This is a genomic window from Undibacterium sp. Xuan67W, assembly GCF_049340165.1.
Taxonomy (GTDB): Bacteria; Pseudomonadota; Gammaproteobacteria; order Burkholderiales; family Burkholderiaceae_D; genus Undibacterium.
Genome location: NZ_JBMPPN010000003.1, coordinates 118,296 through 134,483 on the forward strand (window position 1 = coordinate 118,296; position 16,188 = coordinate 134,483).

At 47.7% G+C, this 16,188-nt stretch carries 11 protein-coding genes; all 11 read left to right on the forward strand.

The window, feature by feature from the left end; translation table 11 throughout:
• The first annotated feature begins 22 nt into the window (after nucleotides 1–22).
• The 11 genes from ACO0LE_RS03735 to ACO0LE_RS03785 all read left to right on the forward strand — a co-directional run bounded on the left by ACO0LE_RS03735 (nucleotide 23) and on the right by ACO0LE_RS03785 (nucleotide 16,115).
• Entirely contained in the window at nucleotides 23–931 is a 909-nt protein-coding gene (locus tag ACO0LE_RS03735; protein ID WP_422959069.1) for a transglycosylase SLT domain-containing protein, read from the forward strand.
• A gap of 12 nt (nucleotides 932–943) precedes the next feature.
• Nucleotides 944–1,756, forward strand: a complete 813-nt coding sequence (locus ACO0LE_RS03740) for a PEP-CTERM/exosortase system-associated acyltransferase (protein WP_422959070.1) — start codon at nucleotides 944–946, stop codon at nucleotides 1,754–1,756.
• Between the two features lie 52 nt (nucleotides 1,757–1,808).
• On the forward strand, nucleotides 1,809–3,236 hold the full coding sequence (locus ACO0LE_RS03745) for a hypothetical protein (protein WP_422959071.1): 1,428 nt from the start codon (nucleotides 1,809–1,811) through the stop codon (nucleotides 3,234–3,236).
• A gap of 176 nt (nucleotides 3,237–3,412) precedes the next feature.
• The gene (locus ACO0LE_RS03750; protein ID WP_422959072.1) at nucleotides 3,413–4,267 is read left to right on the forward strand and encodes a PEP-CTERM sorting domain-containing protein; all 855 of its coding nucleotides are present in this window, start codon (nucleotides 3,413–3,415) and stop codon (nucleotides 4,265–4,267) included.
• 207 nt (nucleotides 4,268–4,474) lie between these two features.
• Nucleotides 4,475–5,872 carry a TIGR03013 family XrtA/PEP-CTERM system glycosyltransferase gene (locus ACO0LE_RS03755; protein ID WP_422959073.1) on the forward strand — a complete coding sequence of 466 codons (1,398 nt, stop codon included), beginning with the start codon at nucleotides 4,475–4,477 and terminating at the stop codon, nucleotides 5,870–5,872.
• Nucleotides 5,873–5,897: 25 nt separating this feature from the next.
• Nucleotides 5,898–8,003, forward strand: a complete 2,106-nt coding sequence (gene prsK, locus ACO0LE_RS03760; RefSeq protein ID WP_422959074.1) for an XrtA/PEP-CTERM system histidine kinase PrsK — start codon at nucleotides 5,898–5,900, stop codon at nucleotides 8,001–8,003.
• Entirely contained in the window at nucleotides 8,000–9,352 is a 1,353-nt protein-coding gene (gene prsR, locus ACO0LE_RS03765; RefSeq protein WP_422954973.1) for a PEP-CTERM-box response regulator transcription factor, read from the forward strand. Before prsK ends, prsR begins: the two co-directional genes overlap by 4 nt.
• Nucleotides 9,353–9,406: 54 nt before the next feature.
• The gene (locus tag ACO0LE_RS03770) at nucleotides 9,407–10,999 is read left to right on the forward strand and encodes an acyl-CoA ligase (AMP-forming), exosortase A system-associated (protein ID WP_422959075.1); all 1,593 of its coding nucleotides are present in this window, start codon (nucleotides 9,407–9,409) and stop codon (nucleotides 10,997–10,999) included.
• On the forward strand, nucleotides 10,996–12,231 hold the full coding sequence (locus tag ACO0LE_RS03775; RefSeq protein WP_422959076.1) for a pyridoxal-dependent decarboxylase, exosortase A system-associated: 1,236 nt from the start codon (nucleotides 10,996–10,998) through the stop codon (nucleotides 12,229–12,231). Before ACO0LE_RS03770 ends, ACO0LE_RS03775 begins: the two co-directional genes overlap by 4 nt.
• A gap of 241 nt (nucleotides 12,232–12,472) precedes the next feature.
• A complete protein-coding gene (locus tag ACO0LE_RS03780; protein ID WP_422959077.1) occupies nucleotides 12,473–14,689 on the forward strand; it encodes a hypothetical protein in 2,217 nt (738 codons plus the stop codon).
• A 238-nt stretch (nucleotides 14,690–14,927) separates the two neighbouring features.
• On the forward strand, nucleotides 14,928–16,115 hold the full coding sequence (locus ACO0LE_RS03785) for a glycosyltransferase family 4 protein (protein ID WP_422959078.1): 1,188 nt from the start codon (nucleotides 14,928–14,930) through the stop codon (nucleotides 16,113–16,115).
• The last annotated feature ends 73 nt before the right edge of the window (nucleotides 16,116–16,188 follow it).

The following is a 16,188-nucleotide window of genomic DNA, read 5'->3' on the forward strand; positions in this document are numbered from 1 at the left end:
CTCAATCGATACAACATATTTTATGTTCGCTCGTTTAATTATATTTTTCTCTGTCTTGGTGTCGGCGAGCAGTATTACACTCGCCGAGGAGAGTGCGTCCAGCTCTTTATATGGAGGGCTTGGAGATACGGGGGATAGCCGCGCCTTGACGATCATGGCGGCCAGATATGAGCATGCAGAGGGGGTGCCAAAAGATTATCCGTATGCGTTAGCGTTATATTGTGCGGCAGCGAAATTAGGTGATGCTGATGCGCAATATGCGATGGGCTGGATGTACGCTAACGGGCGTGGCGTTGAGCGCAACGATGCTACTGCAGCTCAATTATTTCAAGTGGCTGCTGAGCAGGGTCACGAACTGGCGCGGAGAATGATCGGCAATATGTCAACCGAGGACATATCGGCATTACCTCCTTGTCTGAGTTCTGAGATGATCAATCTGGACGAAAAAAAAGATCTGGTCTTTTTACCCAAATACCCAAAAGGCCGGATTTCGCAGCTAGTAGAAAAATGGGCGCCAAAATATTCTGTCGATGCTAATCTGGCCTTGGCTGTTATATCAGTGGAGTCTGGTTTTAACGAGCAGGCCTTATCTCCCAAAAATGCTCAGGGCCTGATGCAACTAACCCCTGATACTGCCCAACGCTTCAGCGTAAAAAATGCATTTGATGCGGAAGATAACATCAAAGGAGGCTTATCTTATTTACGCTGGCTATTAGCTCTTTTTAGAGGTAATGTCTCACTGGTAGCAGCTGCTTACAACGCTGGTGAGCGGGCCGTAGAGAAATACCATGGCGTTCCACCTTATTTGGAGACCATGGATTACGTGCAAAAAATTAATCGGTTGTACCAAAAATCGACGCACCCGTTTCAACGTAATATTGTTGACGCATCGTCTATAGTGATGCGCCCCACCCGCAGCAGTAAACCTTAAATCGGAAGGCATATGCTGATTAAGAGATTACTTAGCAAGCGCGATATTCTGGTTCCTTACTTTAATTTCCGTAAGGAATTAAGTGGAAATATTGAGTCCACTCTCCTCAAAGAAATTTTTCAACTGAGATATGAGGTGTACTGTCTCGAATGCCATTTTCTGCCGACTGAGGAATTTAAAGATGGTTTAGAAAGTGATGAGTTTGATGAGTGCTCCACGCATTTTGCCGCCTTCACTATGGATAACCAGATTGTCGGTACGGTACGCCTGGTGCAGCCATCTCCTGATTTGAATTATCCTTTTGAGGGGCATTGCAGCGTTTTTGATGACTATGTTATGCCGGTCAGGGAGACTGCTGGTGAAATATCACGCTTAGTCGTCCGCAGATCACATCGTCGTCGTAGAGGCGATTCGATGGAAGGTGTATCTCAGGATTTCCGGGAAAAAGGGAATGCCGCGTCAATTCAGCCGCATCAGGGCGGAAAAAAACGAGACGGTAATAGCCCTTTACTCTTATTAGGCTTATATCGGGAGATGTATCGCTACAGCCGAAAAAACGGCATTCGCTATTGGTATGCGGCGATGGAGCGCTCGCTGGCAAAATCGCTGGATAAAATGGGGTTTCGCTTTGTGCCGATAGGCCCGCAAACTGACTACTACGGGCCGGTTACGCCTTTTGTCGTGGATCTGGACGAACTTAATAAACGGCTACATAAAGAAAACAAATTTCTGGCTGCCTGGTTTAATGACGAGCAGATACCGTACACCGTAATTATCAGAACCATGATTAGTACATTCTGGCAGCAGATAATAAAGAAAAAATAAGCATAGAAATGCAGCGACTCCAAAACAAATTCAATGTCTGGAAAACAAAAAAATGAATCCAATTTTTGCCAGATTAAGCAGGCGGATAATTCGCTATCAGCTAGCAAGAACCACGTCTGATCAGCTTATTCAACTGGGTAAAAAGAAGTTGATTCGTGCATTTCGCAGAGCCGCCAGACACTCATCTGCTTATCAAATTTTGCTGCGTGAACATGATGCTTCAGTATGTGACATTAATACTGCTGATGATTTTGTGCGACGTTGCCCTGTCCTAGAAAAATCTAATACATTCCGCCGTTTCCCTATTGATCAATTAATTGCCAGCGATACGGATAAATCGCAGCTCGCCTCAATACTCACTAGCTCAGGTCATGGGAGTAATGGTTTCGCGATCGGACTTAGTACCAGAAAGCAATTGAAATCAACGGCGACTCTGATTGATATGGGGCTTGAACTAGCCTTTGATATTGATCGCTATAAAACCTTGCTGATCAATTGCTTACCGATGGGGGTGACATTTCAATCGGATACCGTATGTGTGGCTAATGTCAGCGTCAGGGAGGATATGGCTTGCGCAATTGTCGAGCAAGCGGGTGCTGCTTTTGAGCAAATCATTCTTTGTGGCGATCCTATTTTTCTTAAAAAATTATGTGATTTTTCTCAAAGTAAAGGGCTGGACTGGGGGCGCTACCGGGTTAATGTCATTGTCGGTGAAGAAACGTTTAGCGAGTCATTTCGAGATTATCTTGCGCTGGTTTTGAACAGCAATCCTGATCATCCAGCCAGTGGCCTGATTGGCAGCTCTATGGGCGTAGGCGAATTGGGACTGAACTTGTTTAATGAAACAAGAGAAACCATTGCTATGCGCAGAGCATGTATGGCTCAGCCGGACTTGCTGATCGATCTATTTGGCCGCAGCGCAATTGACGCACCAGTGCCGTCCTTCATGGTCTTTAATCCAATGCGAACTTTCGTCGAAGTGGTGAATACGGACAAGCACGGTAACGGAGACCTCTTGGTTTCCATGCTCGATCCGGATATCCCTATCCCGTTGATGCGTTATAAAACCGGGGATAAAGCAAAGTTGCTCAGTACCGCTGAATTAAATGCGGTATGCAGAAAAACCAATAAAGATTTTTCTCTCCCTTCTTTGCCAGTGATAGCTTTACATGGGCGAGCTAAGGACTATCTGCCAGATGGTATGCATCTGGATCATTTTAAGCACCTGCTTTACGCAGATCCGGCAATTGCGGCTCAAGTCAGTGGCGCTTTTCGGTTGACCTCTGCCGTGAATGGTCTTCGCTGGGAAATTCAGTTGCAACATGGAAATGAAATTTCCCCGCAATCAATTGCATCCTCGCTACAAGCTGCTGCCAGTTTGACATATGGGCGCGTCGAAACTATTTGCTACTCCTATCACGATTTTCCACATGGAAAATCCTTGGATTATGAGCGTAAATTTGTTTATTGGCTGGGGTAAATATTTTATGTCGGTTATTTTTACAGCAATGTGTTTTGATTGCCTTTTAGTTAATTTGGAAAAGTATTTTAACTAATAAAATCAGTTACTTATAGTTGTTTGTGATTTCTGGCATACCTTGTGCTTATAGATAGGCGTCGAGGTAGTGATTTGACCTAAATTAAGGGGAAGCTCAAATGAATATGAAACAAATTTCAAAACTGGTTGCAGGTATGGTTTTGGCTGCAGGTATGGTCGGATCAGCAAGTGCGATTAGTCTGGTAGCAGGCGATCTGAAATTCACGATCGATAACTACGATGCAGGCACAATCGGGTACGGCGCTACTCCAGGTGTTAAGTGCACGACAACAAGTGGCTGTGACGGTATTGCATCCAACCCGTGGCCGAATTCTTACGGTGATGATACTTGGGGTATTTTTTCCGTAGCGTCAATTTCCAAAATTTCTGACGGTTCCATCGTTTGGACTAAAGGAACTGGTCAGTACTTAACTGGTTTGTTCGGTGGTCTGAAGGATTACTATGTTGAAGTAAGCACTGGCTTAGTTAAAACAACAACTGCGCTGGCTAGTGGTGGTTGGATTGATCTCTATTTGAATAACACGGATTGGAATCCAACGACGGCAACTGCAGGTCGCACAGGTCAATATGCTTATACAGGTATCGCCACAGGTACAAATGTCTTGTCTGCAAGTTTTGGTGCTGGTGTAATTGGCGACGATCCTGCTGCTAGTTACGTTACAACTTATGCAAACACAGGTTTGTCAGGTGCTGGTCAGGGTTTCCTTGATGTTACTGGTGGTGCATGGGCAGCGCAGTTTGATACAAATACAGCAATTGATCCAAATGGTAACGCGCATGACTTTTTGTTAAATGTTACGTTTGACAATTTGGGTAACAAGGCCTCTAACATTGGCTGGACGGTAAAATCAGCTGGTCAGGTGAGTGGCAATGCAATCCCAGAACCTGCGTCACTTGGCTTACTGGGCTTGGGTCTGGCTGGCCTGGCAAGTATTCGTCGCAGAAGAAAATAATCCAAGCCAACCTTGGTAAAAGCTGCCTGGTGTAAACCAGGCAGCTTTTTTCTTTGTATGCGCAAAAAGTTGCTATGAAATATCTATTTACAGATATTCAAAACAAGTCAAATTAAGTGCTGTAAAAATTATCAAAAATATAGTACTCTGTCGCATAAAGAATGCTATTTTTGCAATATAAATTATTTGTCTGGCTGTGGAGTGTCGATGTTCAGGATTGCTAATCACCATGTATCGCGTATTACATCAATTCTTCTATTGATTGAATTTAGTATTGCACTTGCTTCGGTTTATTTGGGAGCCATCATCCGCACATTAGACAGTGCTTTTCCTTTTTCTGAGAAATCAGATAATTTCTTTAGTACGGCTTTAGTTTTTGCATCGATTGTTGTGTTCAGCATGAGTGCTTTGGGCATGTACCAGATTAATTTTCGTGAAGGCATCAGAAATACGTTTTTAAGATTGATGCCTTCTTTAGCGTTAGCGCTCATTCTGGTTACGCTGACATTTTATGTGCTTCCCACATTATTCATTGGGCGTGGTGTGCTGGGCATCGTGCTGGTGATTGCTGCTATTGGCATTTTGACCGCAAGAGTCTTGATTTTTAAAACCTCAGAATCAGGGTTGCTGCGATCAAGGATCATTTTTCTGGGCTCGGGTTCCTTGGCAAAAGAATGTTATGAACTGGCGCTGACCAACACTGCGCACCATGAATACGAGATATTGGGATTTGTACCCGTCACCGATGAGATATGCCAGGTTCCAGTGACGAATCTCTTGTCTTCCGAGGCGAGTCTGAGTTCAGTTGCAGAGAAGTATCATGCTGATGAAATCGTAGTTGCCGTACAAAACCGTCGTGGTGCGCAGTTCCCCATTGACGATTTACTGGACTGTAAATTAAATGGTGTTAAGGTCATTGACGCCGCGGCGTTTTTTGAACGTGAAGCATGTCAAATTCGTGTTGAGTCGTTACAGCCAGGGTGGTTAGTTTTTGGTGACGGTTTCAATCAAAGTTTTTTAAGAAGGTTCGGGAAGCAGATTTTTGATTTCGCAGTAAGTGCGATCATATTTTTGATTTCTTCGCCAATCATGTTGATCACTGCGCTATTGATTTATATGGAGGATCGTGGACCGATTTTCTATAAGCAAGAGCGTGTTGGGAAGAATGGTGAGACATATATGGTTCTGAAGTTCCGAAGCATGGGAATCAACGCAGAAAAGGCGGACAGACCACAATGGGCGACTAATAATGATCCGCGTACAACCAGCGTTGGTAAAGTCATCCGTAAATTACGTATTGATGAGTTACCTCAAATCCTGAATGTATTACGCGGAGAAATGAGTTTTGTAGGTCCGCGTCCGGAGAGGCCATTCTTTGTTGACCAATTGTGTAAAGACGTTCCTTTTTACAATATGCGTCACAGTATCAAGCCGGGCATCACCGGCATGGCACAAGTACGCTATGCCTACGGTGCTTCAGTTGAAGACTCCGTACAGAAACTGCAATACGACTTGTATTACGTAAAAAATAATAGCTTGTTCTTAGACGTTTTGATTTTGCTGGAAACAGTACAAGTCGTTTTATTGGGTAAGGGAGCAAGATAATGCTCGTTCATAGAAAGTAGAGTAGATGCTGATTAGCGTTGTTTCACTAAGCTATCTTGTCGCGGCCTTCGCATTTCTTATTCTGACTGTCGTTTTGATGACTAAATGGCACGGGCGACTTCATTGGAAAACGCTTGCTGCTGCCTGCATCATCACCACATCCTGGGCGGCCACGCTTGCATTTCATATTCTGTTTAGCTTGCCGTTGTCCACGTTTGCCAATGCGTTAGAAATTGCAAGAAGTGCGTCGTGGATCATTTTCTTGCTGATACTTCTTCATCCTCAAACTTCCGGCAATGTGTTCACCTGGGTGAGCGGCAAACCCTACAAGCAAGTCATCCTGATATTTTTGGGAACGTTATTTTTTTCAACCATCTATGTACATTCTACGATCGGTGATCCTCTCAGCGCAAAGATCAGCTTAATTACTGATACGTTTGGCCGGGTCGCATTAGCGGTGATGGGTTTGCTACTGGTTGAGCAATTTTTTCGCAATATGTCGGACCAAGGTCGCTGGGGTATTAAGTTTGCCTGCCTAGGTATTGGCGGTCTGTTCGCGTACGATTTTTATTTGTATAGCGATGCAATGTTGTTCCGTACGATTAACCCTGAGATATGGGCGGCACGCGGTCTGGTTGATGCGATCAGCGTTCCCTTGATCGCGATATCTGTTGCGCGTAATCCTAAATGGTCGCTGGGTATTCTGGTGTCCCGCCGCATGCTATTCCATTCGGCCACCTTATTTGGCGCAGCATTTTATTTGCTCGCGATGGCTGCCGCCGGATATTACTTGAGATTCTTCGGTGGAAACTGGGGAACAGTCATGCAGGTCGCCTTCTTGTTTGGCGCCGTTATTTTGCTGGTGGTGCTTTTATTTTCTGGCTCAGTAAGATCGTGGCTTAAAGTTTTTATAAGTAAGCATTTTTACAACTATAATTACGATTATCGAGAAGAGTGGATACGATTTACCAGAACACTTTCGATTGGTGGTGATGATTTGGGTGAGCGTGTGATCCGTGCTCTGGCAAGCTTAGTCGAGAGTCCTGCGGGTGTGTTGTTTGTCAGACGTGAATCGGGAATGTGCGAACCAGTGAACAACTGGAATATGCCTTTAGGGAATTCGACCGAATCCGTAAATAGTGCGTTCAGCAAGCTGCTTGAAGAAAAGCAGTGGGTTGTCGACTTATCTCATGCCGACGATCAAACCAATCCTTATGCTGAAGTGGCTATTCCGGAGTGGTTGCAACATTATCCGAGAGCCTGGCTAGTATTGCCTCTCATCTTTAACGGAAAACTCTTTGGTTTTATCTTACTGGCAGAAGCTCGCAGCAAAATAAAACTGAACTGGGAAGTGCTGGATTTGCTAAAAATCGCCGGTGTGCAGGCCGCGAGTTATCTTGCGCAAGAGCAGTCAGCGAATGCACTAATGGTAGCGAGACAGTTCGAGTCATTTAATCGTATGTCAACCTTCATGGCGCATGATTTAAAAAATCTGGTAGCGCAGTTGTCCCTTCTGTTATCAAACGCGGAGAAACATAAAGAAAACCCGGAGTTTCAAAAAGACATGGTCGATACCATAGACCACTCAGTACAAAAGATGAAGGTATTACTGCAGAAATTAAGCAGAGGTGCATCGGTTGATAAATTGGCAGTGATTCCTCTGGATGCCTTGTTAAGCCATGCTGTTGATTCCAAATCACCCTACGAGCCAACGCCGAAATTGGAGATTAACAGTCCAGATGTACAAGTGTTTGCAAACAGGGAACGGTTAGAGCGCGTTATCGGGCATCTGATTCAGAATGCGATTGAAGCCACACCTAAACATGGCGAAGTGCATGTCAAGCTTTCCCAGCAACATCGTCATGCAGTGATCGAAATTAAAGACACAGGTGTCGGTATGTCTGAAGACTTTATCCGGGACAAACTCTTCAGCCCTTTTGTGTCCACCAAGGTCGCTGGCATGGGAATCGGCGTTTTTGAGACCAAAGAATATATAGACGAGTTAGGCGGGAAACTGGAAATCATGAGCCGTGTCTCTGTTGGCACCAGCTTTAAGATCATTTTGCCCGGCTATTTTTTAGATGACACACATGCGTTGCAAGATGCTCAAACACAAAAGGTAACATCGTGAGCCAAGAAAAGAAAAAGTTGCTCATTATTGAGGATGACCTTGGGCTGCAAAAACAATTGCGTTGGAGTTTCGACGCATATGAAGTCCTGGTTGCCGGAGACAGAGAAAGTGCCTTAGCACTGGTGCGCCGCCACGAACCTGCGGTCGTCACGATGGATCTCGGATTACCGCCCGATCCTGATGGTGCGACAGAAGGATTGGCGATTTTGCAGCAAATTCTGTCATTGGCACCGGACACAAAAGTCATCGTACTTTCTGGTAATCAGGACAGAGAAAACGCGGTCAAGGCAATCGGGCTGGGGGCGTATGATTTTCATCAAAAGCCGTTCGAGCCGGAGATGCTGGGATTAGTTATCGAGCGGGCCTTTTATTTACATGCACTGCAACAAGACAACCGGCGCATGTTGCAAATGCAGACGGCATCGCCGATGTCCGGCGTCATCAGTCGCGACCCTGGCATGCTGAAGGTTTGCAGGAATATTGAAAAAGTAGCGCCTTCGTCCGCATCGGTCATGCTGTTAGGAGATAGCGGTACAGGTAAAGAAGTATTAGCCCGTGCACTGCATCAGTTGAGTCCTAGGCAGGACAAGCGTTTCATGGCGATTAACTGCGCAGCGATCCCGGAGAATTTATTAGAGAGTGAGTTATTCGGTTACGAAAAAGGCGCGTTTACCGGCGCGGTAAAACAAAATTTAGGCAAGATTGAATTGGCTAACGAGGGAACGTTTTTCCTTGATGAAGTCGGTGATCTTCCTATGCCTTTACAAGCCAAGCTCCTGCGTTTTTTACAGGAGCGTGTAGTAGAGCGTATTGGCGGGCATAAAGAAATTCCGGTTGACGTGCGTATTGTCTGCGCGACACATCAGAACCTTAAAGAGCTGGCTACCACCGGGCGATTCCGTGAGGATCTATATTACCGTCTCAGTGAAATCGTCATTAATATCCCGCCACTGGCTGCACGTGATGGCGATGCCGCATTACTGGCGCACCATTTCAAAAATAAATTTAACGCGAAAGAAGGACGTCCTGGCTTAAATTTTAGTCAGGATGCGCTGGCAATGATCGAGAGTCATACCTGGCCCGGTAATGTGCGCGAAATGGAAAACTGTATTAAGCGTGCCGTGATCATGGCGGATGGCCCACAGATTACAGCCGAGGATCTCGGCTTGTCGTCCGAACCAGTGGAGGAAGCGCCGATCAATTTGCGTCAGATACGTGAGGAGGCTGAGCATAAGGCCGTGGTCAAAGCACTTGCCAGGATGGATGGAAACATTGCAAAGGCCGCAGAGCTATTGGGCATCAGTCGTCCGACCCTGTACGATTTAATGAATCGTCACGCAATTAAATAAGTCTGGCGTACATATCAACATGCCTGATCCATCGTCGCTGATCTTGCAGAGCTTATGAGTTATCTCGTCCACGAATTGATCGTCCGTACCGCGCAACGCACGCCGCAGGCGGAAGCTCTGTGCTATCAAACGCAGCGACTCAGTTACGCTGACCTAGCACAGCAGATTCAGCTCGTTTCTGAGGCTCTTCAGGCCTTGGATATTGCACGGCATGACCGCGTTGCGGTGTTCCTCGAAAAGCGGATAGAGAATGTGGTGACGCTGTTTGCAGCATCTGCAGCAAGCGCTGTTTTTGTCCCGGTCAATCCTTTATTGAAAGCGGAGCAGGTCGCTTATATTCTCAAGGATTGCAACGTCAAAATTCTGGTTACGTCGTCCGAGCGCATCTCAGCCTTGTTACCTGTTCTGAAGGATTGCCCCGAGCTACAAACCTTGATTGTCGTCGGTAAAAGCATCCCTGAAATTAAGGAATTGAATTGTCGTGTCCTGCTTTGGCAAGATGCCTTGACTATGGCATCTGAGCGCATCCCACAACATCACCAGTGTATTGATCGTGATATGGCTGCGATCCTGTACACATCCGGCAGTACAGGTAAGCCCAAGGGAGTCGTCTTGTCTCACCGTAATTTGATTGCCGGTGCTGAGAGTGTTGCAGAGTATTTACAGAACTGCGCATCTGACCGGATATTGTCGGTCTTACCTCTTAGCTTTGATTATGGACTGAGTCAGCTCACCACAGCATTTTTAGTGGGCGCGAGCGTCGTGCTGATGAACTATCTGATGCCGCGGGATATTCTCAACGCAGTTGCCGAAGAACGGATTACGGGTCTTGCTGCGGTGCCGCCATTGTGGTTGCAGCTCGCACAGCAACGCTGGCCGGAAAAATCGAGCTTACGTTATATCACCAACTCTGGCGGCGCCATGCAGGGAGCAACGCTGAGCAAACTGCGGCAGCTTTTGCCTGAGGCGAAAGTGTTTCTGATGTATGGATTAACCGAAGCGTTCCGCTCGACCTATCTTGCGCCTGATCAGGTAGACATCAGACCAGATTCGATCGGCAAAGCGATTCCGAATGCAGAGATTCTGGTTGTCAGACCTGATGGCAGTGAATGCGCGCCGGATGAGGCTGGAGAGCTGGTACATAGAGGAGCCCTGGTGTCACAAGGCTATTGGAACGATAAGGCGAAAACCCAAGAACGTTTCAAGCCGATTTCCGGTACTGCTACAGGACTGGTTTTTCCCGAAATTGCAGTGTGGTCGGGTGACACTGTGCGGCGTGATGCCGAGGGGTATCTTTATTTTATCGGGCGGACCGATGACATGATCAAGGTATCGGGCTATCGTATCAGCCCGACAGAAATTGAGGAGATCATCTCCGGCTTTCAGCATGTGAACGAAGTTGCCGCGATCGGCGTCCCGCATTCCGAATCAGGTCAGGCCATTGTGCTGGTGATACAGCCAGACAAGCTGGATAGTATCGATGTCCAGGTGCTTCGCAAGGAGATGCAGCGCCACTTACCGGGCTATATGCTGCCATCGCATATTGCCGTAACGGCGGAGAATTTGCCGCGCAATCCTAATGGTAAGATTGATCGCAAACTCTTGCAGTTACGCTTTCATGAACTTTTCGTATCGGTATCTCAATGAAGCAAGCCAAACCTGTGCATGCGATGCAAACGCAGTTTTCAACCGTTGACGGTGAATTGCAGCTAGGCGGCATACCAGTCCGTCGGTTGGCGCAACGTGTTGGCAGCACGCCATTCTTTGCCTACGATAGGCAAGTGATGACAGACAGAGTGGCGCATGTACGCTGCCATTTGCCACAAGAAATCTTGCTTCACTACTCGCTCAAAGCGAATCCGATGCCAGCGGTCGTGCAGCACATGGCGGGTCTGGTAGATGGTCTGGATGTCGCCTCGGGCGGTGAATTAAAAATTGCGCTCGATACGCCGCTGATACCAGCAAAGATCAGTTTTACCGGACCGGGAAAGACGGACGCCGAGTTAGCTCAGGCTATCGCCGCCGGTATTGTGATCAATCTGGAATCCGCCGGAGAATTGCGACGCATAGACCGGCTGGCAAATGCCTGCGGTGTCCAGGCCAGTGTCATGGTCAGAGTGAATCCAGACTTTGAATTGAAGTCTTCCGGCATGAAAATGGCTGGTGGTTCAAAACAATTTGGTGTGGATGCCGAGTTGGTACCAGCTTTGCTAAAAGAGCTGGCTGTGACGAATGTTGAATTTCATGGTTTTCAGATTTACAGCGGCTCTCAGAATTTAAAATCAGACGCGATCATTGAAGCTCAGGTGAAAACTTTTGAACTGGCGCTGGCCTTATCAGACTATGCGCCAGTTGCACCACGATTGATTAATATTGGTGGTGGATTCGGTATTCCTTATTTTCCTGGCGAGTTGCCTTTAGATATTGCGCCTATCGGACAGCATTTGCAGCATTGGGTCAACCAGTTGGCGACGCGTCTGCCTGGTACGCGCATCGCAACAGAAATGGGGCGTTATCTGGTCGGTGAGGCGGGAGTCTATATCACCAGAGTTGTTGATCGAAAAATATCACGCGGACAAGTGTTTTTGATCACGGATGGCGGTATGAATCATCACCTTGCGGCGTCCGGCAATCTGGGGCAAGTCATACGTAAAAATTATCCTGTCGTTATTGCCACGAAGATGTATCCGGATGTAAAAGAAGTTACCTCTGTCACCGGACCTTTGTGTACGCCCCTGGATTTGCTGGCGGATCGAATGGAGCTTGCGCGTGCCGATGTTGATGACCTCGTAGTAGTTTTTCAGTCGGGAGCTTATGGATTAACCGCAAGTCCGAATGATTTTTTAGGCCATATCAGACCAAAAGAAATATTGGTCTGAGTCAACTAAGTTGTAACCCTTCTTCACTAATTTTTTAGCCAGCCGTTAACCTATTTACCGCACAAAAGTTACTCTATTAGTCGTAAATGTGGATATGTGGTTGCCGTTCGGTCGTTATCGAGTTCTCACTTAGGTTTCAATGAGTCTTGGTAAATTTACTGAACAAGAAATCAATTGACATGATTCCCGTGACAACTATGCTGACTAGGTGTCAATGTTCTCCTCTTGTAAAGCAGCTCCTATGACTACCCCAACATTTTCTACCGCACTCAAGCGAGTTAATCCATCACACATTATGTGTTTGACGGTAACAATGTTTCTTGTTGCCTGTGGCGGTGCTGGTACCGCTGTGTCCGGTACGACACCACAAAATCCTACGCCACCTATTGTTGCCATTCCGCCGGTGATTAGTACGCCGCCCGCCACGCCGACAACGCCGGTTCCTCCCGTTAATGCGCCTGATACGACCGTGGGTTTGATTACCACAGTCAAGGTGCAGAATACTGGTATAGATCAAAGCAATGTCCCGTTCAGCTTCGGACATGTTTTTGCCAAGGGGGATGTCGTTGCCACCAGCAGTCTCAGTGCCAAGCTCAGTGACGGCAGCATATTGCCATTGCAGCTTGACGTGAAGGCTAGTCATGACGACGGATCCTGGCGCCATGCTGTGGTATCTGGCGTACTTCCCAAGCTTATGGCAAATCAGACCGAGACGATCAGCCTGCTGAAAAACACTGTGCCCAATACCGCCCCCGTTTCCGGGACGCCGTCAGCTTTGCTTACTGCCGGTTTTACGGCATCGGCGACTGCAGTGATTGGCGGCGTACTCTATTCAGCATCAGCAGACGATTTGCTGAAGTCCGGCCAGTACACAAATTGGCTGGCAGGTTCCGTGGTGAATGAATGGCTGGTGTCGGCACCGCTGAAGACCGCACAGGGCGCAACACATCCCCACTTGACGGCACGTTTTGCGATTCGTTCATATACCGGGCAAAGCAAGGCCAGAGTCGATGTCACGATAGAAAACAACTGGGCCTATGAACCAGCTCCGCAAAACATCACCTACGATGCGCAAATCAAAGTCGCGGGACAGTCGGTATATGCCAAGTCTGCCCTGACACATTATCACCACGCACGCTGGCGCAAACTGTTCTGGTGGGGCGCAGAGCCACAAGTACATATTCGTCACAATACGGCCTATCTGATCGCGTCTAAAGCGGTTCCCAATTATGACCAGAGTATCGTATTTTCCACGCCATCTTTTGCCTCAATAAAAACTCAGTTCACCGGTGCCGCTGCCGAACCCATGGGCAACGGTATGGCCTTGCCATCGATGCCTAGCCCCGGTGGCAGGCCAGATATTGGTCTTATGCCTGGATGGGCTGCAAGCTATTTGCTGAGCATGGATAAGGACGCCAAACAGGCAACTTTGGGTACGGCAGATCTGGCGGGTAGTTGGTCTATGCATTACCGCGATAAAAATACCGATCGCCCGATCAGCCTGCTCGATTATCCCTACATGACCATACTCGGCAACTCTGGCGACACCTTTAATCCGGCGACCAAAAAGCTCGAAGCTTTTCCCGCATGCGGCGGTGTGTGTACCAACCCGAACGTGGCAGATTCCAACCATGAGCCTGATTTTTCTTACCTGCCTTATCTGGTAACGGGGGATTATTACCACTTAGAAGAACTGCAATTCTGGACCATGTGGAATCTGTTCCAAAGCAATCCCGGTTACCGTGACAACATCAAGGGTTTGTTCAACCGTACACCGGTACGCGGGCAAGCCTGGATTCTGCGTTCGCTGGCAGAGACCGCATTTATTACACCGGATAAAGATGCACTGAAGAGCCAGTTCGCCACTTTTTTAGCGATCAATCTGGACTGGTATAACACCAGCTATACCAACAATCCCAAACCAGACAATACGCTGGGTGCCATCTTTGATCTGTACTCGACTGAATACAATGACAAACGCGGCATTGCCCCCTGGATGGATGACTTCTTTACCTCGGCAGCAGGGCGTGCAGCCGAGCTGGGCTATACCAAGGCCTTGCCTCTGTTGAAGTGGAAAGCAAAATTCCCAATTAGCCGGATGAATGATCCTTCTTATTGCTGGATATTGGGAGCGATCTACTCGATGAACGTCCGTGATACGGCAACCAGCAGTTATTACACGACGATAGGTCAGGCTTATCTCGCCAGCAGCCCTACGACCCTGACTTCGCTGGCGTGTAATAGTCCCGCAATGGCCGCTAATCTTGGTTTGAAAGTCGGTGAAATGACAGGCTACGCGTACGGCACAGAAGGCTTTCCTTCCAATATGCAACCGGCGCTTGCTTACAGCGTGGACTCCGGTGTAGCGGGTGGTGCGGATGCATGGAAGATATTTATGAACCGTAGCGTCAAGCCCGACTATTCAACGAATCCAGAATTCGCTGTTATTCCTCGTTAGTTCCAGATAGCGACAGGCATGAAATCCTGACAGGGTTTCATGCTTTTTTATTTGTACTTCCTGATGCTCATAAACTCACCATGTCAGATCAAATTTGTTTATAATTTGATATTAAATTAAGCAGTCATTTTAAATGTCCATTTCGAGTTAATTTAGCGCCGGGTTCGATACAGGTGCCAATCATGGACTAAAAGTCAGCTGGCACGACCTGAGCAAAACTAAAAACAATGCAAAACCGATGCAGCTATTAACTTTTAGCACCCTATTTCCGAACGCACAGCGACCAGGCCACGGTATTTTCGTAGAAACACGTTTGCGTCATCTGCTGGCGAGCGGTCAGGCGATATCGCGGGTGGTCGCGCCGGTGCCGTGGTTTCCCGCTACCCATCCTGTGTTTGGTCAGTATGCGAGTTTTGCCAAAGTGCCTGAGCATGAGATACGCTTTGACATCCAGGTCGACCATCCGCGTTATTTCTTGCCACCCAAAGTCGGTATGCATATCGCGCCGCATATGCTGGCAATGGCTGCCAGACCGTGCATCGGCCGCATGATGGACGAGGGATATGACTTCGATCTGATCGATGCGCATTATTTTTATCCCGATGGTGTTGCCGCGACCAAGCTTGGAAAATATTTCAATAAACCGGTCGTGATTACGGCTCGGGGTTCGGACATTACCTTGTTGCCCTCGTATCCTCGTCCCAGGAAATTAATCCTTGAGGCTGCCGCCAATGCCAGCGGTGTGATCACTGTCTGCAACGCCTTGAAAGATGAGTTGGTGCGCTTGGGCGTGAATCAGGATCACATTGTTTCTCTGCGCAATGGTGTTGATTTGCAATTGTTTCGTCCGGTTGACCGAGAGAGTGCTCGCAAGGAGCTGGGTTTAAGTACATTCACCCTGCTCACGGTCGGCCATCTGGTGCCGGTCAAGGGACATGAGCTGATTATCCGGTCCTTGCCCTTGTTACCGGAAATGAGATTGCTGATTGCCGGGAGTGGCATCTTAAAACAGTCGTTAGAGAACCTGGCGAAAGAGCTCAGGGTCAGCGATCGCGTTAATTTTTTAGGTGCTCTGCGGCAAGATGAATTAAGAACGTATTACGGTGCTGCCGATGCTATGATTCTCGCTTCTGAGCGCGAGGGTTGGGCGAATGTTTTGCTGGAATCCATGGCATGCGGCACGCCTGTCGTAGCCAGTACCGTGTGGGGTACGCCGGAGGTCGTGGCGTCGCCGGATGCCGGTGTGCTGATGGCGGAGCGGACGCCTGCCAGCCTGGTGCAGGCGGTGCGGCATTTGCAAGAGCATTATCCCGACCGGGCGGCGACGCGTCGTTATGCGGAACAGTTCAGTTGGGACGCGACCACGCAAGGACAGCTCGCGCTGTTTGAAAAAATTCTGAATAACAAGCGTCAGAAGCGATCGTAGTTGTTGTCAGCCGAATGACTGATATTAAATATACTGGACTGAGTATATTTACAACGCCTGCATAAACAGTGCG

What these genes read in the sequence shown, in the direction of transcription:
- ACO0LE_RS03745 (WP_422959071.1), top strand. Translation starts at nt 1,809, where the DNA reads ATGAATCCAATTTTTGCCAGATTAAGCAGGCGGATAATTCGCTATCAG.
- ACO0LE_RS03775 (WP_422959076.1), top strand. Translation starts at nt 10,996, where the DNA reads ATGAAGCAAGCCAAACCTGTGCATGCGATGCAAACGCAGTTTTCAACC.
- ACO0LE_RS03755 (WP_422959073.1), top strand. Translation starts at nt 4,475, where the DNA reads ATGTTCAGGATTGCTAATCACCATGTATCGCGTATTACATCAATTCTT.
- ACO0LE_RS03770 (WP_422959075.1), top strand. Translation starts at nt 9,407, where the DNA reads ATGAGTTATCTCGTCCACGAATTGATCGTCCGTACCGCGCAACGCACG.
- ACO0LE_RS03780 (WP_422959077.1), top strand. Translation starts at nt 12,473, where the DNA reads ATGACTACCCCAACATTTTCTACCGCACTCAAGCGAGTTAATCCATCA.
- prsK (WP_422959074.1), top strand. Translation starts at nt 5,898, where the DNA reads ATGCTGATTAGCGTTGTTTCACTAAGCTATCTTGTCGCGGCCTTCGCA.
- ACO0LE_RS03750 (WP_422959072.1), top strand. Translation starts at nt 3,413, where the DNA reads ATGAATATGAAACAAATTTCAAAACTGGTTGCAGGTATGGTTTTGGCT.
- ACO0LE_RS03785 (WP_422959078.1), top strand. Translation starts at nt 14,928, where the DNA reads ATGCAGCTATTAACTTTTAGCACCCTATTTCCGAACGCACAGCGACCA.
- ACO0LE_RS03740 (WP_422959070.1), top strand. Translation starts at nt 944, where the DNA reads ATGCTGATTAAGAGATTACTTAGCAAGCGCGATATTCTGGTTCCTTAC.
- ACO0LE_RS03735 (WP_422959069.1), top strand. Translation starts at nt 23, where the DNA reads ATGTTCGCTCGTTTAATTATATTTTTCTCTGTCTTGGTGTCGGCGAGC.